The sequence below is a fragment of the Azospirillum thermophilum genome (assembly GCF_003130795.1).
Classification (GTDB): Bacteria; Pseudomonadota; Alphaproteobacteria; order Azospirillales; family Azospirillaceae; genus Azospirillum; species Azospirillum thermophilum.
Genome location: NZ_CP029352.1, coordinates 501,441 through 524,790 on the forward strand (window position 1 = coordinate 501,441; position 23,350 = coordinate 524,790).

A 23,350-nucleotide genomic window follows, 5' to 3' on the forward strand; every position below is an offset into this window, starting at 1 on the left:
GCCCCATTTAAGCTGGCTGACGGAAACCGGAGAAACTCTCGTTTCGGCCGACGGACGGCAGATCAAAGTGTTGGAGCTGAAGTATCATGAAGACGACGCGGTAATGTCGGCATGGGCAAAGCATTTTAGGCATCATTATTGCGATGATGAAGAGCTTAGGATTATGGTTAAAGGATCAAAGAAAACGCGCTCTGAATATCTTCATGCCATTATCTTTCCAGATGAGTCATCTGCGCCCGGCCCGAGCATAAGATCTGGAGACTTTGCAGAAATATTGCTAGCAGACTACTTAGAATATGCTCTCGGGTACTGGGTGCCTAGGAACAAATATGCTGAAAAGGGTGCCCGAAATGAGTCAGTAAAAGGCTCTGATATTATAGGATTCAGAGTAACTGACTGGTATTCAGACAGTAATGATGATGAGCTTTATATCTGTGAGGCGAAAGCTCAACTATCTGGGAATAAGCCGCACCCCCGCTTGCAGAATGCGATTGATGATTCGGCGAAGGATATGGTTAGGCAGGCCGAGTCTCTGCATGCGATCAAACGTCACCTTTACAGGAGGTACGGCGAAGAGGAGGCAAGCAAAATTGAGCGCTTTCAGGACGTTGAGGACCGACCCTACCGCCGTTCATATGGAGCCGCTGCGGTATTCAATAACTCCATATTCGACAAGGACTCGATTCAACAATCAGACAGCAGCAAGCACCCAGAGAAGGATAGTCTCTATTTAATTACCATCAAAGGCGAAAGTTTGATGGAGCTAGTGCGCAATTTATACAACAGAGCTGCAAATGAAGCCTAAATCTAAGTCAAATAATCTTTTGGCGAAGACCCGGTCTTTGGCAAAGATGTACGAATATGACGTTCCTCAAGAACATCACTTGAAGATTAAAGATGACCCAAGAAACCTGTTCCCATTGTCAATTGGCATGCTCGGTGATATAGCCGCTGCAATTGCCGACGGTCGCGACGCGGAGGAAGATCTGCGTGCAGCTACAGAGGAGCTTCGTTTCTCTTCATTCTTTTTTGATGCATACCATAGCAGCGGGCTTGATGGTGCAAACAACTCCTACGTAATTTTGCTGGCTTCTTCGGCATATTATCTTTGTGATCTCCCTGGGAGTTCAAGCGTACTGATTAACCAGTTGCCGCTCGAACTCGATCTTAATGCCCAGTGCATCGAGCATCTACTTATTTGGCTCCTAAAAGGAGATTTATCACTCGTAACCACCCTAGGCGGAAGCATATATGAAGAATACTTAGAAGATATTATGTCGTTGTTCCGCCAGATATACGATAGTGCCATAGATGAGCCCGTGTTGGTCACAGCAACAGACTCGCTCAGAGATGCTGTATATGCCTATGGGACTCCACGTGAGTTGTTCCTATCCGACCTCGTTGCTGCAGTTGCTATATGGCGCTATAGAAACTCGGCCAGATATTGCCTGCCAGCTTACACTGGCCTGCCTCTTGACGTTTGGATGCCCACCCTCACGAAGCCGTCCTTCGTAAAGGAGTTGTGGCCTGCTCAACGAATCCTGGGAGAGCGAGGCATCTTCCAAGGTGCTTCAGGTGTTATTCAGATGCCGACCAGCGCAGGGAAAACGCGTGCGACAGAAATAATAATACGTAGTGCGCTTTTATCTGGCAGGACATCTACCGCTATCATAGTAGCGCCCTTTCGTGCGCTGTGCCACGATATAAAGGCAGATCTCGTCAATGCGTTTCGGGATGAGGCCGTCCATGTCGATGAGCTCACAGACGATTTCACAATTGGCGAAGATTTTGACTTGTCGGTTTCAAAACGGGGCATACTCATTGTTACACCCGAGAAGTTAGCCTACATAATTAGACAGGACTCCACCTTGCTGAGCTCTGTTGGACTCGTTGTACTTGATGAAGGACACCAACTCGACTGCGTGGGCCGAGGCGCAAACTATGAACTTCTGGCATCTTACCTACGTTATAATGTAGATAAGCATGCCCAATTCATTGTGATATCGGCTGTGGTCAGCAATGCGGAGGCTATAAACGAGTGGATAAACAGCGATAAAGGGGTTGTGGTGCGTGGTATACGGTTACTGCCAACGCAGCGAAGTATAGCTTTCACCAGTTGGACAAAAGGTCTAAGATCGCAGAAATCAGTTTCGGGATCTCTAGTCTACGTAAATGACAAAGATCCGAACGTTCGTGAATTTTATGTTCCTCGTGTAATTCAGACGCAACAATTGAAGCGGCTTCCGAGAGAGCGAAAGGTCCCGCCATTATTTCCTCAGTGCGACGATGGAAGTTCAATCGCTGTCTACCTCGGGCTGAAACTATCGAAAGTTGGCGGAGTAGCCATATTTTGCGGAACAAAGATTGTCGCCAAAGGAGTGTGCGACAGAATCGTGGAAGCTTATTCACGAGATGTCGATTTGGCAACGCCGCTTAACTATTCTAACGAGCATGAGATCAAGCTTATTGGTGACCTTTATGAAAGAAATATTGGCGCCGATGCAGCCTATACGAAATGCGCTAGGATGGGGGTGCTAACGCATCACGGAAACACACCTCACGGTATAAGATTGTCGGTCGAGCATGCGATGAAAATGCGTCATGCTAAGCTAGTCGTGTGCACATCGACCCTGGCTCAAGGAGTTAATCTTCCGATTCGCTATCTAATTCTATCATCACTACGCCAAGGATCCGAAAAAATCTCTGTCCGAGACTTCCACAATCTCATGGGAAGAGCGGGGAGGTCGGGCATGTATACAGAAGGAAGTGTGATTTTCACTTCTCCGAATCTCTACGATAGCCGACAATACCGAAATGGAAACTTCAGCAAGAGCTGGACTGAGGTACTGCATCTGCTCAATCCAGAAATGGCAGAGCCTTGCATTAGCGAGATACAAAAATTAGTGATGCCTATAGAGGCGAAGGCAACAGAACGTCAATATGACTTGGCCCCTGACGAACTGCTAACCATGTACTCTTCGTCATCGGAGGAGGCGCTAGATCGCGTACGACAGATTTGCTTGGAATTGGGAGAAGATGATTCCGACAAAATTGAAGAACAGCTTGCAGATAGATTTAAGACTCTTTCGGTGATTGAGAGCTACATGACTGCTCTTGAGGAATTCGATAGCGGATCTGTGGCAAGATTGCTTGAGACGACATTTGCATTTATGCAGAGCAGCTCTGATGAGCGTACCAAGTTAAGTCGCATTTTTACGTGGTTGTCAAGTAGAATAGCGGACACTTTGACCGAAGCAGAAAAGAGGCGGTCGTATGGGAAGACCCTTTTAGGCATTAGCGACGCTATGCAAGTAGAAGCATGGGTTAACCAGCACAGAGAAAATTTGCCGTTTATAGTAAGCTACGAGGATATGCTCGTAGCAATATGGCCTCTGATGCAGGACACAATGAAGAACAAGACGTTCATCAAGTGTGTTCCAAAAGCCGACATGGTTGTGTTTGCATTGGAATGGATGGCTGGCCATACGTTCTCTCAACTGCATGAAAGCATGAATAGGGTTGGCGTAAAAACAAAATGGGGAAAAGGTTTCCGGAAAGTCACAATTGACCAAGTTGTTGAGATATTCGAGGGTGGAATCGCGTTTGACGGCATGCTTATAGTAAACGCTGTAGCTGAGTTTTTAGGGGAAGAGGACCCATCTTACACCATAGTCAAAGGTCTCCAGAAAAGGATTAAATATGGACTATCTGATGATAGTTCAATCTCATTATATGAGATGGGCTTCTCCGACAGGTTAGTTGCGCAAGAATTGTCGGTCGTCACCAGCCCGCACCATCGCCGCCTTGATGTGATTGATGTGCTGCGAGAGAAGAAGGATCAAGCTTCGGAGATACTGCAGCGATACCCGTCTTATTATTCGGGTGTGCTCGCAACCCTAATCGGAGGGTAAGATCTCTTCTGGGAGTGACGGTCTGTCTACGGAACAGCGGGCACTACACTGGAACAAGCCAATGCGGGGGCTGTAGCGGCATTATGTCGCCATATCATAATATGCACGCTGGAATCCCATCCTTTGCCGATAGGCCGGGGCGTACTTTAATGCCTGCCCCTCTCTACCGACGTGGGGGGGTGAGGGGACTCATAGCTGCTGGTGGACCATGGATATCTTCAAATTGCGCCCCGAAGATGACGACTGCATCAAGCTGAAAGAAGAGAATTTTCACAGGGCCACCGGGAAGCAGTACCCATACTACCAAGTGAAGTGCGGTAAAACTCAGCATTACGCAACGTGCCCGGCGTGTGATAATCCGATTCACATCATCAACCTGGACGTTGATGAGAAATATGACTCCCTAGGCCGTAAACTCTCACTCTTCGCGAAGCATGCGAAGTCGGATGTTCGCGGAATTGCAAAATTTGTACAGGAGGAGTACGATGATTGTCCTCTGGCGAACCCCGAGGCTTTTACGGGGCGAAGCAAGAGGGTTCGTGGAAAGACTTCTGCCGAGCTCATCGAGCTCTTGATTGAGTTCTCCGATATCGTTGAAATGGCCATTCGGTCTGCGACTGGGGTTCACTTCACGGAGAAAGCGTTTGAAAGAATACTCCGTGCGTTCCGGGCGGAGGAAGGGTACTTGTATCGGCACACGACGAAGTTCAATTTGCCTTATGGTGTTCTCTATATGGCAGAGTATCTGAGTATCGTCGACTCAAGGGTTGCCGATAAGTCGCAAATTAGGAATGCTATAGAGACAAGCAGCAAGTATTTCTATGTGAATCGGGCTGGGAAGGTGTTGCCTAAGACGGGGTACGGAAGGGCTGACATCGGGTTTTTTCTAACTAAGCATGTCATCCCCTCCGATGCGGAGGCTCCACAGACTATGACGATGGTCGTAGAAGAGCGCCTTGGCGAGCCGAGACGAGGAGTTGCAGAGATCATTGTAGAAATAGATCAAACCTACTTCAACAATACTGTCGCCAAAAGGAGGCGGTTCCGCAGAATGGCTGAGGCCGTATTTCGGTAGGAATGGCTGAAATCAGCTCGGGATATTGTCGCGATAGTTCGTAGCAGAGATGTTGCTCGTTTTTTTGCAGGTGGCGCGAAGAGCGTCGAGCGGATGGACGCGAACAGGGAGGCCGGTCCTGACCTTGCGGATTGGGCGGTTTATCAGATGCGGCTGCGGGCGACGTGGATAGGAATGAGGGGATGCCGGATTGGGCTTGTGAACCAGTGGACCGAGGCAGACGGATGGTGCCGTTTGTAGGGTGGTGGACCCGAGCCATCCTGCGGACTGCGCCAAGCTACATACGTAGCGGTCTGTCTGGCGCACACCACTAGAAAGGCTGCACCGCGCGCCGCCTGCCCCGTGAACAATGAAATGCTTACAAAACGTCAAGAGGCGGAGCAACAATTGCTCGCTTAATGTATTTCCTCGAGTGACGTTGCCTATGCCTCCTCCTTGAGCAGACGGAAGACGCTGGCGCGACTGATCCCCAGCTTCTCAACGATCTGTTTGGGAGTGCGCCCTTCGGCGTGCAGCTTGCGTACCTCGTCGCCCTTCTCCCGTGCGGTGGGCTTGCGGCCGCGATACTTCCCTTCAGCCTTCGCCTTGGCGATGCCTTCGCGCTGACGTTCAAGCATCACTTCGCGCTCGAATTGGCCGATTGCCCCCAGCATGGTGAGCATGAGCTTGCCGGTAGGCGTCGAGGTGTCGAGGTTCATAGCCATAATGCGGAGAGACGCGCCCTTGGCTTCGATCCGGTCAACGATTTGGAGGAGGTGGGCGACGGAGCGGGCCAAGCGGTCCAGCTTCGTTACAATGAGCGTATCGCCGTCGCGCAGATAGTCGAGGGCGCTTTCCAGAGCTTCCCGCCGCGCCACGTCGACGGACGACACTTGCTCGCTGAACAGCTTCTCCACCCCAGCGGCGGCAAGCTCGCGGTGCTGCGCCTCCAACCCCGCCTGTTGGTCCAATGTGCTCGTACGTGCATAGCCCAGCAACATGGCAGTTCTCCATCTCAGAGTCTCACAGACATCTAAGATGTTGTCTCACGGAGGTCTCAAAATGGCAATACCATTCGTGTGAGACTGCCGAGCCAGCGCTTGGGCGGGTTGATGAGACGACTCACACGGGCTTGCTCTATTGAGACTTTCCCTTCAGCGCATGTGACTATTTTGCAACGGTTGGAAACGCGACCCGGAACGTTGTGGACTCGGCGGAAATGGCGATTTTGCCAGGAGCAGAAGCGTTGCGGTCGAAATACGCGCAATGCTGTCGCTGTGAGACGCGGCGCTGGCGGTAATGCGGGCAATGCCGATGGGGTAGCAGCGGCAACGCGGCAGAGTGTGGTGGAGAAACGTTAGGGGGACCCGCCGGGGGTAGTACCCCCCTTTCCAGCCGAACCGTCCAGGTGGCGGGGCGGGCGCGATGTAATGCTGTGGAACCCAAACAGAGATAACGGCGCGGGGGTGATTTTGACGGCGGGATGCGAGGGATTGCGGACTGCACGCCCGCGTGGATGGTGCCTTCCGTTTTCCCTGCTTTCCCTGCTTTTCCCTACCGTTGGGAAAGCTGAACCCATTGGAAATGCTTGTTATTTTGCGTGTTTTCCCAAATTTCCCTGATTTTCCGGGTTGAGTTCCGTAGCAAGTCTTCAGAACAACACACATCCCCCACGCGCTATGCACAAGCACCATATCGAAAAACTGGGAAAAATGGGAAATCGTTGAGAAACCCAGGGATACCAACGGGTTCAGCTTCCCCCGCTAGAGGGAAATTTCCCGCCTGATCTGGGAAAAACGAAAAGCGGGGCACACAATCGCACGCCCCTGCCTCCTCGTTAGAACTTCCTGCGACCGGGGAAGTTGACGACCTTTGCAGGTCGCTCCTCCTCTTCCGTATCGTCCTCATCAATCTTCAGCCCGAAGTGGTGTGCCGCGACGCGCGTCGCAGTGTCACTCTTCAGCCCGATACCGATGGCACACACCTTGCCGGTCCCGAGGTAGAAGCCGTCGTTGTTGGTGTTCCACTTCGCCTTCCCGACCTTGATGCCGCGCTCCTCCAGCATTCCTTCGATGAGGCTTCGGGTCATCTGGTTCACGCCCTCGTCGCGCGCCCATTCGTTGTACTCGTCCACCAACGCGGCGATGGAGGCGATCATCTTCGGATGTGTGACGCACCGGTCACCCAGGAACTGGCCGAAACGATCCTCGCTGCGGATGTACTCCTCCGTCCGCGCCTACACCAGCGCCGGTACTGGAACCCCGTCTACCTGACCAAAGAACTTGGCTGCGGCCTTGATGGCCTTGAACAGGATGCCGGGGTACTCCTTCACCAGCTTCAGCTTCAACATCACGTCGGGCTTCGCCACCGCTGGCCCTGTCGGGACGATGCACAGGCGGCGTGCAACGGCGAAAGACATCTTCTGCACGGCGGGGAGCTTGTTCATCACGACCCAGATTTTCGCCTGCGACATGAAGCTGAAGTTGTCCCCGCGCATGAACCGCGCTGAGATCACGTCGTCGCCGGTCAGGCGTTTAAACCGATCTTCGTTCAGGAAGCCCCCATCCGGCCATTCTGAAGTGATGGCGAGACGGGCACCGACGAACTGTGCGATCTCCGTAGGGTGCCGGTCGTTCTTCTGCTTCTCCAAAACGCTCGCGTCGAAGGAGATGGCGTAGGAGCCGAACAGGCCAAACAGCGTGTTGAGGAAGGTGCTCTTGCCGTTCTGCCCCGATCCGGTGAGCCAGAAGCTCTTTTGAAGCCGCTGGTCACCAGACAGGGTGTAGCCGAGGAGTTGCCAGAGGTATTCTTCGGTCTCCGCGTCGTTGTTCGCCATGTTCCGAAGCAGGCTGTCGAACATCGGCGTCGGAATATCGACCACGCCTGCGGCGGTTTGCTTTGTGCAGAGGTACTTCGCACACTCCTCTGCATCGCTCGCCACCAGTTCACCGGATTCCAGGCTGTAGATGCCGGAAGGCGTGGCGATGACCATCGGGTCAGCGTCCAAGTCCCTCATGCCGATCATTAGCCCAGGCTTTCGCGCCAGCATGTCGGATACGGCTCGAACCGTGTTGTTGGCTCCGAGCTGCTTGTAAATCCGCGCGGCAATCGCGTCGGCTTTCTCGTCGTCCATTCCGTCGGTGATCGCTGCAACGATCCCCCCCGCAAGGACCTACAAGCCGTTGGTGACATCGTTCCGAAGGTGGTCAGAGGCGCCGAATTCCCAAATCAGCCGATTCGCGTCGAACCGCATCCACTCTCTCCGATCAGTGTTGAAGCGGTAGAGCTTCGCGACGTCCTTCAGCAGAGCGTCGGCAAGCGCCGCGTCGGACAGGGCGTTCTGATTGCTGGCGTGCTTGAACACGGTGCCGTCGCCCAGGTTGGCCGATTCTCTCGGCTGGACGTTCGTCCGCTCGCCCAAGAACAACTCTCCATGCGTCGGTCGGCCCTCTGCGCCCCCGACCTCGATCTGAAACTCGTCGGCGCATAGGTCTTCGGTGGTCAGCCAGTCCCGCTTGATCATCTCTGCCAGGAAGTCGAGCCGATCCCGTCCGGTGCAGGCGTTGTGCTGACACCCGATGACGAATCCGCCCTTATGGGACTCGCCGGCGTTAATGACGAAGCTTCCACCAAAGGCCGAAGGGTCGGTGTGCTCGTCTTGGAACGGACATTCGATGTGGTGAACGTCACCACGGTCCTTTTCGGGATGCAGCACGTCAGGGCTGCGGGCTTCGAGAGCGTCTGCGATCAGGAACGTGTCCGCGTATCCCGTTGCCGCCCACCGTTTCAGCTTGCGCATCAGGTCGTCGGCGCTGCCCTCCACCTTGGCGCCCATGGCGCTGGCAGCGGCGAGGAAGGGATTGCTCGTCGCGCTGGCGTCCGTCTTCACGCTCGGCAGGGCGAAGATGTCCACGGCCTTGCCCTCATGCACCACCGCTTCGTAGGGCGCTCCGTCCGAGTGGCGCGGGGTGAAGTAGAGCCTGGATACGTCGGTGCAGGCTTCGTCCACCTGGATGCCCAACCAAGCCGCGAACGCCAGATACGACCGCCTCCATGCGGCGAGGGCTTCAGCCTGCGTCGGGTAGTCCGCGACACTCCACGGCTGCGCCAGGATGAACACCAAACGGTTCTTTGGCATCGGCGCGTGCTTGATCCGCGTGACGATGCCGCTGCCGGTCTGCTTCTCCTCGATCACTTCGGCGGTTTCGGCAATCGCCGGAATGAACCGCTTCTTGGTGGTCAGGTAGTCACGAACGTCAGCTTCGGGGCTCTCGCGCAGGAAGCGGTTCAGGTCGTCGCGGCTGACCTCCGTCACCTCGCGCCCGCTGCTGTGAGTGGTGTAGCGTATGCAGAACACCCCGCGTTCCCTAACGATGCGGTCCAGTTCCTTGCTCGCCATGCCGTTGTCCACGTCGATGCCGACAATGAACAGGCGCTCCATGGCCTTGGCGGATCGCACGCCGTCCACGCAGGAACCCTGAAGGAAGCATAGGCCGTCCTTGTGCCCGACTTTGTGGGTGGTCAGTCCCTCGACCAGCGCAGGCAGGTCGAAGGAGTGATTCTTCCACTTCCCGTTTGGGGTATCGCTCTTAGAGCCGTAAGCAAGAGTTGCGGTCCAATCGTCCGCAATTTTTCGTAGATACTACATTGTCGTTTTCTCCAAATCAGCGTTGTTTCAAAAATGAGGAATCGGCTATCAGATGATTACCGATCAACGATACACGTAATCATTAGGCCGCGCGTTCAGATACCCGCGCGGCTCGACGTTCAACTTTTCCATGATTGGCTGGAACTGTTGGCGGCAACGGAACGTGCCGAAGCCCTCGTTTTCTGTGCCCTGAATCCATCGGCCTTCGGCGCGTTCCAGCCAACCCGAAGCGATCACCTAGCCGACCTCGAACCCAGCACCCATGCAGGGCAGCCACTGTTCAGCGTTCTTCGTCGGGCAGACCGCGACCCGAAAATGCAATTCATCCGCGCCAAGGCACTGAACGAACACTTTCGTCGGGAACCCTCCGACGCGGCACTCGTACATGCGGTAGTCGCCGCGTGACAGGCCGTCCGCGCCGACCTCCAGGGAAATCGCGCCCTGCTGTAAACCCTCGTTGATCGTGGCGACGAGCACGTTCCGCCACGCCTTGTATCTCTAAATCTGGTGTATCATGACTTGATCTCCACAATTGGTTTCTTTCCTGAGTAATCTGAAGTAAAAACGCCAAACCGGAAAAGAGGTGGGCACGCGTTCGTAAGGCGAATGCCCACCCTGTCAGTGCTGCCGATTTGGTGAGAAAACCTCTTTCGAGATTGACAACAGGATAGCAGTAAATTATTTCAAATACAATACTTGCGTAGTAAAAAATTTTGTGTTAGACTAGTGCAAATTATGAAAAAGGAGAATGCACATGAACCCAACTGATTTCGTTAGCCTCGTAGAGCTAGCTGCTCTGCTTGGTGTCTCAAAATAGTGTTTGTACTATCGCGCTTCCCGTGCTGGCGCCCCTGCGTCGATTAAGATCAATCGCCGCCGTTACTTTCTCCGCTAGGAAGCCCTGAACAATCTGGTCCTCCGCCTGCCATGATGACCGACCGCACCGAAACCTTGCTGGCGGCAGCCACGGTGCTTCTGTTCGATGCAGCGTTCGCCATGCAAGACGCCCTTGACGCATAGCGGGCAGAGCGCGCGGCGAAGGCCAAGCGCCGAAAGTCTAAGAAGCGCCGTAACTGCGATCCCCGCGCCGCCGTCCTCGAATGGGGGCGGAAGCATAGGCCGAGATACTGATCCACCGAAACAACGCCACACGGCCCACCAACACCGAAGGCGCCACCCTTCCCAGGGTAGGCGCCTTCATCGTTTTCGCAAGCCAGCACCCCCAGCGCCACCCATCACCGACCGCGTAGGAGGCGGCTCAGGAAAGGCTTTTGAGAACCCGCTTTCCCATCAACCCAGCAACAGCAGCGCGCTGGTCATCGTTTACGACGTGAGCGTAGTGCTTCAGCAGCGTTTGCGGGGTGCTGTGACCGGTCAAACTCTGAACCGTCTTGATTGATGCCCCCTGAGACAGCAGCCGCGTGGCAAAGGTGTGGCGAAGGTCGTAAAGGTTCGCGTCACCAAGATCAGCGACCTTCCGCAACGTGGCCCAGCGGTTCTTGATGGTGGTGAGGTGTCCGACACGACCGGGATGAGGGGAGGGGAACACCCATTCGTTTGACCGCCCTTTCTCCTTAAGCGACCGCAGCAGTTCCACTGCTTCGGGCGCGAGGGGGACGGTGTGCGCCTTTTTCGTCTTCATGTTGGCGGCTGGCTTGCGCCACACCGCATCGTTAAGGTCGAATTGTTCCCAGCGCGCTTTGAACGCCTCGTTTGGTCGCGCGCCGGTCAGCATCAGGAAGGAAACACAATAGTCAGTTGTCGTGTCGGTCAGTGCGTCGATAAGTCGGTCAAGCTGCGCGTCCGTCAGGTATGCTTCCCGCGGTTGTTCCTTCTGACGGCCGATGTCACTGATCCACTGCGCATCGGTCAGCATCTCCCATTTACGCGCTTGCGTCAGCATGAGGGAGATCCACGCGAGGACGCGATTGTGCGTCGCCGGTTGGCTCACCAATGGGCGCAGCAATCGTTCCACGTCGAGACGCCGAACCTTGTGAACTTCAATGTGCCCGATGGCAGGATGCACATACTTGGTCTGGTAGCGTCGGCAGGCATCCACGTACGACTTTGATCGGCCTTGGCTCTCCAGATACGCGAGGGTGTCTGACGCGACATGCTCAATAGTTGTCTTATTGATTGTCTGGTCCTTGATCACCTTGAGGTGGGGAGGGTTGCCACGCGAAACGTCTGTGCGGATGGACTGTCCCCAGAGGCGCGCGCCGAGAAGCTTCTCGTCGCCGGTCAGCGTGACCATGTGCTCAACGCCTTCCCACCGATACCGCATCACCCACGTTTTGAGACCGTTCGACCTCACCCGCAGCGTGAGACCTCGCACGGTCGTGTCTTGGTAGGACGTGCTGTCCTTCTCCGGCGGCTTGACGGTGTCAATGAAGCGCTGGGTCAGATTGACGCGAGCCATAGTCATTTTCTCCCTGGCGAGGCATCTCGGTCCGCACTCGGTCCGCCGGTTGATACCACTTCAGGGCCATATTTTCCAACCTTCCGTGATCGAGTCGGTCCACAAAAATCAATTGCTCGGTTTGTGTGTCCTTGAAATCGGCCGTCTTTTGGCGTTTTTCGTGGGCAGTTCCGGCATAGGCCGTGCGGACCGAAATCGGTAAGAACATGACTTTTAATCATGTGGTCGTGGGTTCGAGTCCCACCCGGATCACCAACCGTTTCAAGGCTTTAGCCTTCCTCAAGGGGTCGCTTCGGCGGCCCCTTCGGCGTTTTGGGGCGCAAAGCCGCAGGCATCGCACGGGCGCCCAATCCCGCGCCGCGGCCCCGAGGGCGAGCGGCGGCGTCGGGTCCTTGCCAAGGTCGCGGCGAATTGATAGCTTGCTACCAAATAGCAAGCTCATGAAAGCCGGGTGCGATGCCAGACGAGTCCCGTCAGCAGGTCCTCTCCTCCATCGGTATCCTGTTGCAGGAGACGGCGCGGGCGTGGCGGCTGAAGCTCGACCAGCGGCTGCGGCCGCTCGGGCTCAGCCAGGCGAAGTGGCGGGCGCTCGTGCTGACCGACCGGGCCGGCGATGGCGTCACCCAGAAGGAACTGGCCGAGTTGATGGGGATCGAGGGGCCGACCCTGGTCCGCCTGCTCGACCGGCTGGAGGAGGATGGCTGGCTGGAACGCCGGGTCTGCCCGCAGGATCGGCGCAGCCGCCGCATCCACCTTTCCGCCCAGGCCAGGGACATGCTGGCGCGGATCGAGGCGGTGGCGGCCGAGCTTCGCGTGGAGCTGCTCGGCGGGCTGGCCGAGGACGACCTGCGGACGCTGGACCGGCTGCTGCGGGACATCCGCCGCCGCGTCGGCGACGCGCGATAGGGGGCGGCGGCGATGAGTTCCACCGACCAATCCGTCCCCGCGGTCACCGTCCGGGCGCGCTGGCTGGCGACCGCGTCGGCGATGCTCGGCACCTTCTCCGTCGTGCTGGCGGCGACCATCCTCAACGTCGCCCTGCCGCAGCTGATGACCGTCTTCGCGGTGGACCGCCAGACGATCCAATGGCTGGTGACCGGCTTCCTCGCCGCGATGACCACCGCCATGCTGCTGAGCGCCTGGAGCGTCGAGCGCTTCGGCATCCGGGCGACCTTCGTGGCCGCCATGCTGGTCTTCAGCGCCGGCTCGCTGCTCGGCGCCGCCAGTCCGGGCGTCGCCTGGCTGATCGTCGCGCGCATCCTGCAGGGGGCGGCGGCCGGCATCGTCCAGCCGCTCGGCATGATGGTCATCTTCCGCGTCTTCCATCCGGCCGAGCGGGGGAAGGGCTTCGGCATCTATGGCCTGGGAGTGATCCTGGCGCCGTCCATCGCGCCGGTGCTCGGCGGGCTGCTGGTCGATCTCTTCTCCTGGCGCGCAACCTTCCTGGTGGCGCTGCCGGTCTGCCTCGTGGCGGTCCCATGGCGCTCGTCCATCTGCCGGGCCGCGGCGACGGGCTGCCGGCACGCCGCCTCGACCTTGCCGGGCTGCTGCTGCTGGCGGGAACGCTGGCCGTCCTGCTCTGGGCCCTGTCGCGCGGCCTGCAGATCGGCTGGGACGAGCCGGTGGTGCGCGGCGGCCTCACCGCCGGGGGCGCCGGGCTGATCACCTTCCTGCTGTGGGAGTGGTTCTGTCCCTTCCCGCTGCTGGAACTGCGGGTCTTCCGCTCGCGCTCCTTCGTCGGCGGCTTCGTGCTGACCCTGTCGATGGGCGGCGGGCTCTATGCCTCGACCTATCTGATCCCGCTCTATCTGCAGCAGGTCGGGCATCTGAGCGCCAGCACCGCCGGCCTGATGATGCTGCCGGCCGGCCTCGCCATGGCGGCGACCTTTCCCTTCGCCGGCCGCATGACCGACCGGGTGTCGCGGGCCATCCCGATCCTGTGCGGCGGCCTCCTCTTCGCCGCCTCCTGCGTGCTGATCGCGCTGGCCGACCTCGGCACGGCCGTCATGCTGCTGGCCCTGTGGATCCTGCTCGGGCGCATCGGGCTCGGCCTGATGATGCCGCCGATCACCGCAGGCGCGCTGATGACGCTGGAGCCGCATCTGGTCCCACAGGCGTCGGGGGCGGTCAATTTCGGCCGCCAGCTCGGCGGGTCGTTCAGCGTCAGCCTGATCTCCATCGTGCTGGACGCCGCGGCGGGCACCCATGCCGCCGGCTATGCCCTGCTCGACGAGGCGGAGCGCCGGGCGGCGCTGGGTCACGGCTTCCACGTCGCCTTCCTCGCGCTGGCCGGCGTGCTGGCGCTCTCGCTGCTCGCCCTGCTGCTGATGCCGAGGGGCCCCGCGCGGGACGCGCGGCAAGATGGTGCGCGGGACGCGCGCTAGAGAAATGCGCGTGACGCGCGGTAACGGCTGCACGGGGCGTTTGGCGGAGGGGCTGGACCTTGCCGCCCGCCTCGGGCGACCATGTCCGCCGGAAGGGGACCAACAAGAACCGAGGGAACCGAGCATGAGGCAGTGCCTGAGCTTCTACATCGACGGCGGCTGGACCGAGCCCGCCGCGGGCGCGCGGCGCTTCGACGTCATCAATCCGGCGACGGAGCAGCCGTCCGGCGTCGTGGCGCTGGGCGGGGAGCCGGACGTGCAGCGCGCCGTGCAGGCAGCCCGCCGCGCCTTCGACCGCTTCTCGCAGAGCAGCCTGGACGAGCGGCTCGACCTGCTGGCCGCGATCTGCGCCGCCTATGAGAAGCGCATGGACGACATGGCCGATGCCATCACCGAGGAGATGGGCGCGCCGCTCGCCGGCCTGTCGAAGCCCGCCCAGGCCAGGATGGGGCTGTCGCATTTCCAGCACGCCCTGCGCGTCGCCCGCGACTACCCGTTCGAGCGGATACACGGCACCACCCGCATCGTCCGCGAGCCCATCGGCGTCTGCGCGCTGATCACGCCGTGGAACTGGCCGATGAACCAGATCGCCTGCAAGGTTGCCCCGGCGCTGGCGGCCGGCTGCACCATGGTCCTGAAGCCCAGCGAGTTCGCCCCCTATTCGGCCCGTCTCTTCACGGAGATCCTGCACGAGGCCGGGGTGCCGGCCGGCGTCTACAACATGATCTTCGGCGACGGGGCGGAGATCGGTCCCGTCCTGTCCTCGCACCCGCTGGTCGACATGGTGTCGCTCACCGGCTCGACGCGGGCCGGCGCTTCGGTCCTCCACGCGGCGGCCGACGGCATCAAGCGCGTCTCGCTGGAGCTGGGCGGCAAGTCGGCCAACATCCTGTGCGAGAGTGCCGATCTCACCCGCGCGGTCACGCATGGCGTGCGGTCGATGATGTCCAACACCGGGCAGAGCTGCAACGCGCCGTCCCGCCTGTTCGTCCCCGCCGCCCGGCTGGCGGAGGTGGAGGCCCTGGCCGTCCAGGTCTGCGCCAAGCTGGTGGTCGGCGACCCGCGCAAGCCGGAGACCAATGTCGGTCCCATCGCCAACCGCCGCCAGTACGAGCGGGTGGTCGGCCTGATCCGCCAGGGCATCGAGGAGGGCGCGGTCCTGCTGTGCGGCGGACCGGAGCGGCCGGAGGGGCTCGATCGGGGCTTCTTCGTGCGCCCGACCGTGTTCAGCCGGGTCACCGACGACATGACCGTCGTGCGGGAGGAGATCTTCGGCCCGGTGCTGGTCATCCGCCCCTATGACGATCTGGAGGAGGCGATCCGCAGCGCCAACGACACCCCCTACGGCCTGTCGGGCTACGTGTCCGCCGGGACGGTGGAGGAGGCGAGGGCGGTCGCCCGCCGGCTGCGCACCGGCATGGTGCACCTGAACGGCGCCTCCGGCGACCTCGGCGCCCCCTTCGGCGGCTACAAGCAGTCGGGCATCGGGCGCGAGTGGGGCGAGGCCGGCTTCGAGGAGTTCCTGGAGACCAAGTCGCTGTTCGGCAGCGAGCCGGCTCCGGCGAAGTAGGGCGACCGGAGGCGAGGGCGGGGCCGCGGCGGTCTTTGCTGCGCGGTCCCTTTTGTTTTGGTGGCGGGAGCCGAAAGCGCTGCCGGGCTGTTGTGCGCTCGGACGCTGACGGAGTTGCCCAGATGAAGCCCTGCCGCCGCCTTTCCCTTGCCGTCCTGGCCGCCCTGTCGCTCGGGACGGCGGGTGTCGCCGCGCAGCAGCCGCAGGGCGGGCCGCCGCCCGCGGTGACGACGGCCCCGGTGGAAAGCCGGGACGTGGCGCCCTCGTCCGAGTTCATCGGCCGCGTCGCCGCCATCCAGTCCTTCGATGCGCGGGCGCGCGTCGAGGGGGCGGTCGAGAAGGTGGTGTTCCAGGAAGGGCAGGACGTCCGCGAGGGCGACCTGCTCTACGCCATCGAGCAGGGGCCCTTCCAGGCGTCGCTCGACAGCGCCAAGGCCCAGCTTGCCAGTGCCGAGGCCAAGCTGCGCGAGGCCGAGCGGGCCTTCAACCGGGCGGGCGAACTGCGCGAGCGCGGCAACGTCTCGCAGGCGCAGTACGACCAGGCACTGGCCGAGCGCGACGCCGCCCAGGCCGGCGTCCTGCAGGCCCAGGCGCAGGTCCGCACCGCCGAGCTGAACCTCGGCTATACCCGCGTGACCAGCCCGATCGACGGGCGGGTCGGCGCCACGGCGGTGACGCAGGGCAACCTCGTCAATCCCGCCACCGGCGTGCTGGCCACGGTGGTGCAGCTCGACCCCATCCGGGTGGTCTTCTCGGTCAGCGACCGCGACCTGCTGGCGACCCAGCGCCAGTTCGACGTGCGCTCCCCCGCCGATGCGGTCGACAAGTTCATCCCGACGCTGCGCTTTTCCGACGGCTCCGATTACGGCGAGGTCGGCAAGGTGGAGTTCGTCGACAACCGCATCGACCCGCAGACCGGAACCATCGGCATCCGCGCCCTCTTCCCGAACCCGCAGCGCCTTTTGCTGCCCGGCCAGTTCGTGACGGTGCGCGTGCGGCGCGACGAGCCGGAGCAGCGCCCCGTCGTCCCGGTCGCCGCGATCCAGCAGGACCAGCAGGGCCGCTACGTGCTGGTGCTCGACCAGGACAACCGGGTGCAGCAGCGCCGCATCGAGGTCGGCCCGCAGATCGAGCAGGTGATCGCGGTGGAGAAGGGGCTGAACCCCGGCGAAACCGTCCTGGTGGACGGCGTGCAGAAGGTGCGGCCGGGCATGACGGTGCAGCCGGTCGCCTCCAGCCAGACGGCCGAGCGACCCGACGCCCCGCGCAAGGGCGCCCCCCGCAAGGGGGAGTAAGCCGATGTTCTCCGCCCTGTTCATCCGGCGCCCGAACCTCGCCATCGTCATCGCCGTCGTCACGCTGATCGCCGGCCTGCTCGCCCTCGTCGCCATCCCGGTGGCGCAGTATCCGCCGATCACCCCGCCCTCGGTGCAGGTGACCGCCAACTATCCCGGGGCAAACGCCCAGGTCGTGGCGGAGAGCGTCGCCGCCCCGATCGAGACGCAGGTGAACGGCGTGGAAGGCATGCTCTACATGTCCTCCACCAGCACCGACACGGGCAACTACCAGCTCACCGTCACCTTCGCGCCGGGCACCGATCCGGACATCGCCGCCGTCAACGTGCAGAACCGCATGTCGCTGGCGACGCCCACCCTGCCGTCGGAGGTCAGCCGCCAGGGCGTCACCGTGCGCCGGCAGTCCTCGAACATGCTGATGGCGGTCAACATCTACTCGCCCGACAGCAAGTACGACGCGATCTTCATCTCGAACTACGCCAGCATCAACCTGCGCGACGCCATCGCGCGGGTGAACGGCGTCGGCGATGCCCAGGTGCTGGGCGCGCTGAACTACTCCATGCGCATCTGGATGAACCCGGACCGCATGGCGGCGCTGGGCATCGCCGCGTCGGACGTGGTCGGCGCCATCCAGCAGCAGAACATCCAGGCCTCCGCCGGCCAGATCGGCGCGCCCCCGGTGCAGGGCGACCAGCAGCAGCAACTGACCATCCTGGCCCGCGGCCGGCTGGACGATCCGAAGCAGTTCGGCGACATCATCATCCGCACCAACGAGAATGGCGGCGTGGTCCGGCTGCGCGACGTGGCGCGGGTGGAGCTGGGCGCCCAGACCTACAGCGCCTCGTCCAAGCTCAACGGATCGCCGGCGGCGACGCTGGTCGTCTACCAGTCGCCCGGCGCCAACGCGCTGGACGTCGCCAACGCCGTGCGGGCGGAGCTCGACCGGCTGTCGCAGCGCTTCCCCGAGGGGATCGAGTACGCCGTCGTCTTCAACACCACCAACTTCGTGACCGCGACGATCGAGGAGATCGTGCTGACGCTCGGCATCACCTTCCTGCTGGTGGTGGCGGTCATCTACGTCTTCCTGCAGGACTGGCGGGCGACGCTGATCCCGACGCTGGCGATCCCCGTGTCGATCATCGGCGTCTTCGCGGTGCTGCTGGCGCTCGGCTACAGCGCCAACACCATCACGCTGTTCGCGCTGATCCTCGCCATCGGCCTCGTCGTCGACGACGCCATCGTGGTGGTGGAGAATGTCCGGCGCGTGATGGAGGAGCATCCCGAGCTCTCCCCGCCCGAGGCGGCGCGGCAGGCGATGGGGCAGGTGACCGGCGCCATCGTCGCCTCCACCCTGGTGCTGGCCGCCGTCTTCATACCCGTGGCCTTCCTGCCGGGCATCACGGGGCAGCTCTACCGCCAGTTCGCGGTCACCATTTCCGCCTCCTTCATCATCTCGGGCATCAACTCCCTGACGCTGAGCCCGGCGCTCTGCGGACTGCTGCTGCGCCCGCCGGGACGGCCCTGGCGGCCGCTCGCCGCCTTCAACGGCGGGGTCGAGCGGGTGCGCGGCGGCTATGGCCGGCTGGTGCACGGGCTCGGGCGGCGGCTGGCGGTGGGGCTGGTCCTGTTCGCGGCGATCACCGCGGGGGCCTTCCTGCTGCTGCGCTCGCTGCCCACTGCCTTCCTGCCGGCGGAGGACCAGGGCTACTTCTTCGTCAACGTCCAGCTTCCCAGTGCCGCCGCCCTGACGCGGACGGAGCCGGCGATGGACCGCATCGCCGCGCTGGTGAAGGACACGCCGGGCGTCGCCGACACCATCGCGGTGTCCGGCTACAGCATCCTGAGCGGCCAGGGCTCCAACGTCGGCCTGATCATCGCCGCGCTGAAGCCCTGGTCGGAGCGCGGGGCCGACCAGACGGTGGACGCCATCCTGGGGCGGCTTCGCCCGCAGTTCGCCGCCATGCCGGAAGCGACGATCACCGCCTTCAACCCGCCCTCCATCCCCGGCCTCGGCGCCACCGGCGGCTTCGACCTGCGGGTCCAGGCGACCGGCGGGCAATCGCCGCAGGACCTGGGATCGGTGTTGCGCGGGCTGATGGTGGCGGCCAACCAGGACCCGAACCTGCGCGCCGTCTTCAGCACCTTCTCTGCCGACGTGCCGCACCTCTACGTCGACCTCGACCGCACGCGGGCGTCGCTGCTGGGGGTGACGCCGGGCGACGTCTTCACGACGCTGCAGGCCCATCTCGGTTCGGTCTACGTCAACGACTTCAACCTGTACGGCCGGGTCTTCCAGGTGAAGGTCCAGGACGAGGCCGACTTCCGCGAGCAGGCGGAGGCGATCGACCAGCTCTACGTCCGCAGCGCCAGCGGCGACATGGTGCCGCTGCGCACGCTTGTCACCATCCGCACGGTGCCGGCGCCGGACAGCATCACCCGCTACAACCAGTTCCTCTCGGCCTCGGTGAACGGGCAGGGGGCGCCGGGCATCAGTTCCGGCCAGGCGTTGCAGGCGATGCAGCAGGTGGCGGACCGTACCCTGCCGCCAGGCTATGCCACGGAGTGGTCCGGCCTGTCCTATCAGGAGAGCCGGGTCGGCAACCAGGGCATCCTCGTGTTCGGCCTCGCCCTGCTGTTCGGCTATCTGTTCCTGGTGGCGCAGTACGAGGACTGGCTGATCCCGCTGGCGGTGCTGCTGTCGGTGGCGGTGGCCGTGCTGGGGGCCGGGGCCGCGCTGTGGATCGCCGGCATTCCCAACGACGTCTATGCGCAGATCGGCCTCGTCCTGCTGGTGGGCCTCGCCGCCAAGAACGCCATCCTGATCGTGGAGTTCGCCCGCGAACAGAGGGCGGCCGGCCTGTCGATCATCGACGCGGCGGTGACGGGTGCGCGCCAGCGCTTCCGCGCGGTGCTGATGACCGCCTTCGCCTTCATCCTCGGCACGGTTCCGCTGCTGGTGGCGACCGGCGCGGGAGCGGCCAGCCGGCGGTCCATCGGCACCACCGTCTTCGGCGGCATGGTGGCGGCGACGGCGATCGGCATCCTCTTCGTGCCCGTGCTGTTCGTCGCCTTCCAATATCTGACCGAGCGGCTTCATCGCAGGAAAGCCGTCCCTCCCGCCCCGTCGCCGAGCCCGGCGGAGTGAGAGGCGCATCCTTCAACCGGAGGTAAGTGGTCTGACCATGTAGTTTAGGGGTGTCTGATATGTCCGCGGTGCAGTTGTTGCCGTGGAACCGGGGGGCCTATTAGTCGCTGGTCGGGCAATGGAAGTAATGGTTTGCGGCCCCCACGAATAATAATCGAAGGAAACCCCTGATGTACCGCGATAGAATCCGGATGAAATCCCTGTGGGGCAAGGTGGTCACGCCGGAGGAGGCCGCCCTCCTCATCAAGGACGGCATGACCATCGGCATGAGCGGCTTCACCCGGGCCGGCGACGCCAAGGCCGTCCCGCTGGCGCTGGCCGAACGCGCCGCCAACGAGCGGATCAAGATCACGCTGATGACCGGCGCCTCGCTCGGCAACGACGTGGACAAGATCCTGACGGAGGCCGGCGTGCTGGCCCGCCGCCTGCCCTTCCAGGCCGACCCGGTGCTGCGCAAGGCGATCAACCGCGGCGAAGTGATGTTCGTCGACCAGCACCTCTCGGAAACGGTGGAGCTTCTGCGCTCGCGCCAGATGGGACCGGTCGACGTGGCGGTGATCGAGGCCTGCGCCATCACCGACACCGGCGGCATCGTCCCGACCACCTCCATCGGCAATTCGGCCACCTTCGCCATCCTGGCGGAGAAGGTGATCGTCGAGCTGAACCTGACCCAACCGCTCGACCTCGAAGGGATGCACGACGTCTACATCCCGACGCGCCGTCCCTTCCGCGAGCCGATCCCGGTGGTGACGGCGGAGAGCCGGGCGGGCCTGCCCTATATCCCGATCGATCCGTCGAAGATCGCCGCCATCGTGGTGACGCGCAAGCAGGACAGCTCCGCCAGCATCCTGCCGCCGGACGACGACACCAGGGCGATCGCCGGCCACCTGATCGAGTTCTTCGACCGCGAGGTGCGGCAGGGACGGCTCGGCCGTTCGCTGAACCCGCTGCAGGCGGGCATCGGCACCATCGCCAACGCCGTGCTGCACGGGCTGATCGACGGGCCGTTCCACGACCTGACCATGTACAGCGAGGTCCTGCAGGACAGCACCTTCGAGCTGTTCGACGCCGGCAAGCTGACCTTCGCGTCGGGCTCCTCCATCACGCTCAGCGCCGGCAAATATGCCGAGGTGCTGCCCAGGATCGGGTCCTACAAGGGGCGGCTGCTGCTGCGTCCGCAGGAGATCTCCAACCATCCGGAGGTCATCCGGCGGCTTGGCGTCATCGGCATCAACACGGCGCTGGAGTGCGACATCTACGGCAACGTCAACTCCACGCATGTCAACGGCACCCACATGATGAACGGCATCGGCGGGTCGGGCGACTTCGCCCGCAACTGCCACCTCGCCGTCTTCGTGACCAAGTCGCTGGCCAAGGACGGCGCCATTTCCAGCGTGGTGCCGATGGTCACCCACGTCGACCACAACGAGCATGACGTGGACGTGCTGGTGACCGAGACCGGTCTCGCCGACCTGCGCGGGCTGGCGCCGCGCGAGCGGGCGGAGACGATCATCCGCAACTGCGTCCATCCCAGCTATCGCGAGTTGGCGATGGACTACTTCCGCCGGGCGACCCAGCGCGGCGGCCACACGCCGCACCTGCTGGAGGAGGCCTTCTCCTGGCACCTGCGCTACCAGCAGACCGGCAGCATGCTGACGAGGACGGTGGCCGCGGAGTAGGACGCTCGGTCATCCGGCTGAAACGAAAGGGCCGCGCCCAGATCGGCGCGGCCCTTTCGCTGTCTTCAGGCTCCGGTGCCGCTGGCTGACGGCTGACCGGCGTGCCTTTCAAGGTACATCAGCAGAGCCGGATAGTAGTGCTTCCGGGTTGCCGAGATGCGCTGGCAATAGCGCCGCGCCTCCCCTCTGCGAATCCAAGCGTCTAGCTCGCCGCTCTGTCGCTTTTGCGCGACCATGCGGTCGATCTTGTCGAGAATTTTGTGGAGCACCGTTCTCTCTCGTTTGTCCTTGTCTTCCGTCGCGCACGGTCTTCTTGGCCGGACCGGCGGGGAACACCTGATTATTATGGTCAAGCTTTCCGGGAGGAGGCGTGCGTAATCGACATGCCAAGCATGCCGCATCGCACAATGACGAATGCCGCCGCTGGACAAGCTGAACCGGTCACAGGTAGCTTTATGTCATGCCAATTTGAATTATTGGCATAGGACATAAAGCGGGACAGGGATGGCGTGAGGAGGGTGGAGCATGCTGAAGACCGCGGTGGCGATCCGACATGTGCAGTTCGAGGATCTCGGCAGCTTCGAGGAGGTGCTCGAGCGGCGCGGCTACAGGGTTCACTACTATGACGCGGGGGTCGATCCGCTCTGGACGCTGGAGCCGGTGAAGACCGAATTGCTGGTGGTCCTCGGCGGACCCATCGGCGCCTACGAGGAGGCCGGCTATCCGTTCCTGGAGGAGGAGCTGCGGCTCCTGCAGGCGCGGCTGGCCGCCGGGCGTCCGACCATGGGGATCTGCCTGGGGGCGCAGCTCATGGCCCGCGCGCTCGGTGCCAAGGTCTATCCGGGTCCCTGGCCCGAGATCGGCTTCGCGCCGATCCGGCTGACGGCGGAGGGACGGGAGTCCTGCCTGGCGCCATTCGCGGAGGAGGGGGCGACGGTCCTGCACTGGCACGGCGATACCTTCGACCTGCCGGACGGTGCGGTCCGCCTCGCCTCTACCGCGGTCTGCCGCAATCAGGCCTTCGCCTGGGGGCGCAACGCCATTGCCTTCCAGTTCCACCCCGAGGCCCGGCTGGCGGGGTTCGAGCGCTGGCTGATCGGCCATGCCTGCGAGATCGCCAGGACGGAGGGCGTTACCGTACCCGGCCTGCGGGCCGACGCCGACCGGCATGCCCCGGCCATCGAGGAGCGGGCGGCGCGCTGCCTGTCCCGCTGGCTGGACGGGCTGGACGTCTGACCGCAGGGG

At 61.7% G+C, this 23,350-nt stretch carries 18 protein-coding genes and 1 tRNA gene; 12 read left to right on the forward strand and 7 right to left on the reverse strand.

The window, feature by feature from the left end; all coding sequences use genetic code 11:
* Positions 1-67: 67 nt before the first annotated feature.
* From DEW08_RS02275 to DEW08_RS30595, 3 genes are all read left to right on the forward strand, one after another.
* Positions 68-805 (forward strand): Hachiman antiphage defense system protein HamA, encoded by a 738-nt coding sequence (locus DEW08_RS02275; protein WP_211107098.1) that lies wholly within the window; start codon positions 68-70, stop codon positions 803-805.
* On the forward strand, positions 795-3,911 hold the full coding sequence (locus DEW08_RS30590; RefSeq protein ID WP_146214615.1) for a DEAD/DEAH box helicase: 3,117 nt from the start codon (positions 795-797) through the stop codon (positions 3,909-3,911). Before DEW08_RS02275 ends, DEW08_RS30590 begins: the two co-directional genes overlap by 11 nt.
* Before the next feature lie 208 nt (positions 3,912-4,119).
* Positions 4,120-4,986: a hypothetical protein gene (locus DEW08_RS30595; protein ID WP_146214616.1), complete on the forward strand. Its 867-nt coding sequence runs from the start codon at positions 4,120-4,122 to the stop codon at positions 4,984-4,986.
* A 422-nt stretch (positions 4,987-5,408) separates the two neighbouring features.
* Here DEW08_RS30595 and DEW08_RS02290 read toward each other — a convergent pair whose 3' ends face one another.
* From DEW08_RS02290 to DEW08_RS30980, 7 genes are all read right to left on the reverse strand, one after another.
* Positions 5,409-5,966: a recombinase family protein gene (locus DEW08_RS02290; protein ID WP_109324145.1), complete on the reverse strand. Its 558-nt coding sequence runs from the start codon at positions 5,964-5,966 to the stop codon at positions 5,409-5,411.
* 836 nt (positions 5,967-6,802) lie between these two features.
* Positions 6,803-7,123 (reverse strand): hypothetical protein, encoded by a 321-nt coding sequence (locus tag DEW08_RS02295; RefSeq protein WP_109324146.1) that lies wholly within the window; start codon positions 7,121-7,123, stop codon positions 6,803-6,805.
* 78 nt (positions 7,124-7,201) lie between these two features.
* The gene (locus DEW08_RS02300; protein WP_109324147.1) at positions 7,202-8,098 is read right to left on the reverse strand and encodes a DNA primase family protein; all 897 of its coding nucleotides are present in this window, start codon (positions 8,096-8,098) and stop codon (positions 7,202-7,204) included.
* A gap of 39 nt (positions 8,099-8,137) precedes the next feature.
* Positions 8,138-9,406 (reverse strand): hypothetical protein, encoded by a 1,269-nt coding sequence (locus tag DEW08_RS02305; protein ID WP_146214617.1) that lies wholly within the window; start codon positions 9,404-9,406, stop codon positions 8,138-8,140.
* A gap of 444 nt (positions 9,407-9,850) precedes the next feature.
* Positions 9,851-10,090 (reverse strand): hypothetical protein, encoded by a 240-nt coding sequence (locus tag DEW08_RS02310; RefSeq protein WP_109324149.1) that lies wholly within the window; start codon positions 10,088-10,090, stop codon positions 9,851-9,853.
* A 781-nt stretch (positions 10,091-10,871) separates the two neighbouring features.
* Positions 10,872-12,032, reverse strand: a complete 1,161-nt coding sequence (locus DEW08_RS02315) for a tyrosine-type recombinase/integrase (RefSeq protein WP_168220236.1) — start codon at positions 12,030-12,032, stop codon at positions 10,872-10,874.
* Positions 11,998-12,240, reverse strand: a complete 243-nt coding sequence (locus DEW08_RS30980) for a hypothetical protein (RefSeq protein WP_168220237.1) — start codon at positions 12,238-12,240, stop codon at positions 11,998-12,000. The genes DEW08_RS02315 and DEW08_RS30980 overlap by 35 nt, the downstream gene beginning before the upstream one ends.
* Between DEW08_RS30980 and DEW08_RS02320 the strand changes: the two genes are divergently transcribed.
* From DEW08_RS02320 to DEW08_RS02365, 9 genes are all read left to right on the forward strand, one after another.
* Positions 12,215-12,287, forward strand: a tRNA-OTHER gene (locus DEW08_RS02320). The genes DEW08_RS30980 and DEW08_RS02320 overlap by 26 nt on opposite strands.
* 201 nt (positions 12,288-12,488) lie before the next feature.
* The gene (locus tag DEW08_RS02325; protein WP_109324151.1) at positions 12,489-12,938 is read left to right on the forward strand and encodes a MarR family transcriptional regulator; all 450 of its coding nucleotides are present in this window, start codon (positions 12,489-12,491) and stop codon (positions 12,936-12,938) included.
* Positions 12,939-12,950: 12 nt separating this feature from the next.
* Positions 12,951-13,694 carry an MFS transporter gene (locus DEW08_RS33065; protein ID WP_109324152.1) on the forward strand — a complete coding sequence of 248 codons (744 nt, stop codon included), beginning with the start codon at positions 12,951-12,953 and terminating at the stop codon, positions 13,692-13,694.
* Positions 13,637-14,416, forward strand: a complete 780-nt coding sequence (locus tag DEW08_RS33070) for an MFS transporter (RefSeq protein WP_281262036.1) — start codon at positions 13,637-13,639, stop codon at positions 14,414-14,416. The genes DEW08_RS33065 and DEW08_RS33070 overlap by 58 nt, the downstream gene beginning before the upstream one ends.
* A gap of 124 nt (positions 14,417-14,540) precedes the next feature.
* Positions 14,541-15,986, forward strand: coding sequence for an aldehyde dehydrogenase family protein (locus tag DEW08_RS02340; protein ID WP_109324154.1), 1,446 nt, complete (start codon positions 14,541-14,543; stop codon positions 15,984-15,986).
* A gap of 122 nt (positions 15,987-16,108) precedes the next feature.
* Complete coding sequence (locus tag DEW08_RS02345; RefSeq protein ID WP_109324155.1) at positions 16,109-17,281, forward strand: efflux RND transporter periplasmic adaptor subunit; 1,173 nt, start codon at positions 16,109-16,111, stop codon at positions 17,279-17,281.
* A 4-nt stretch (positions 17,282-17,285) separates the two neighbouring features.
* Entirely contained in the window at positions 17,286-20,426 is a 3,141-nt protein-coding gene (locus DEW08_RS02350) for an efflux RND transporter permease subunit (protein WP_109324159.1), read from the forward strand.
* A gap of 170 nt (positions 20,427-20,596) precedes the next feature.
* A complete protein-coding gene (gene scpC, locus DEW08_RS02355) occupies positions 20,597-22,105 on the forward strand; it encodes a succinyl-CoA:acetate CoA-transferase ScpC (protein WP_109324160.1) in 1,509 nt (502 codons plus the stop codon).
* A 525-nt stretch (positions 22,106-22,630) separates the two neighbouring features.
* Positions 22,631-23,341, forward strand: a complete 711-nt coding sequence (locus DEW08_RS02365) for a glutamine amidotransferase (protein WP_109324162.1) — start codon at positions 22,631-22,633, stop codon at positions 23,339-23,341.
* Positions 23,342-23,350: the final 9 nt, after the last annotated feature.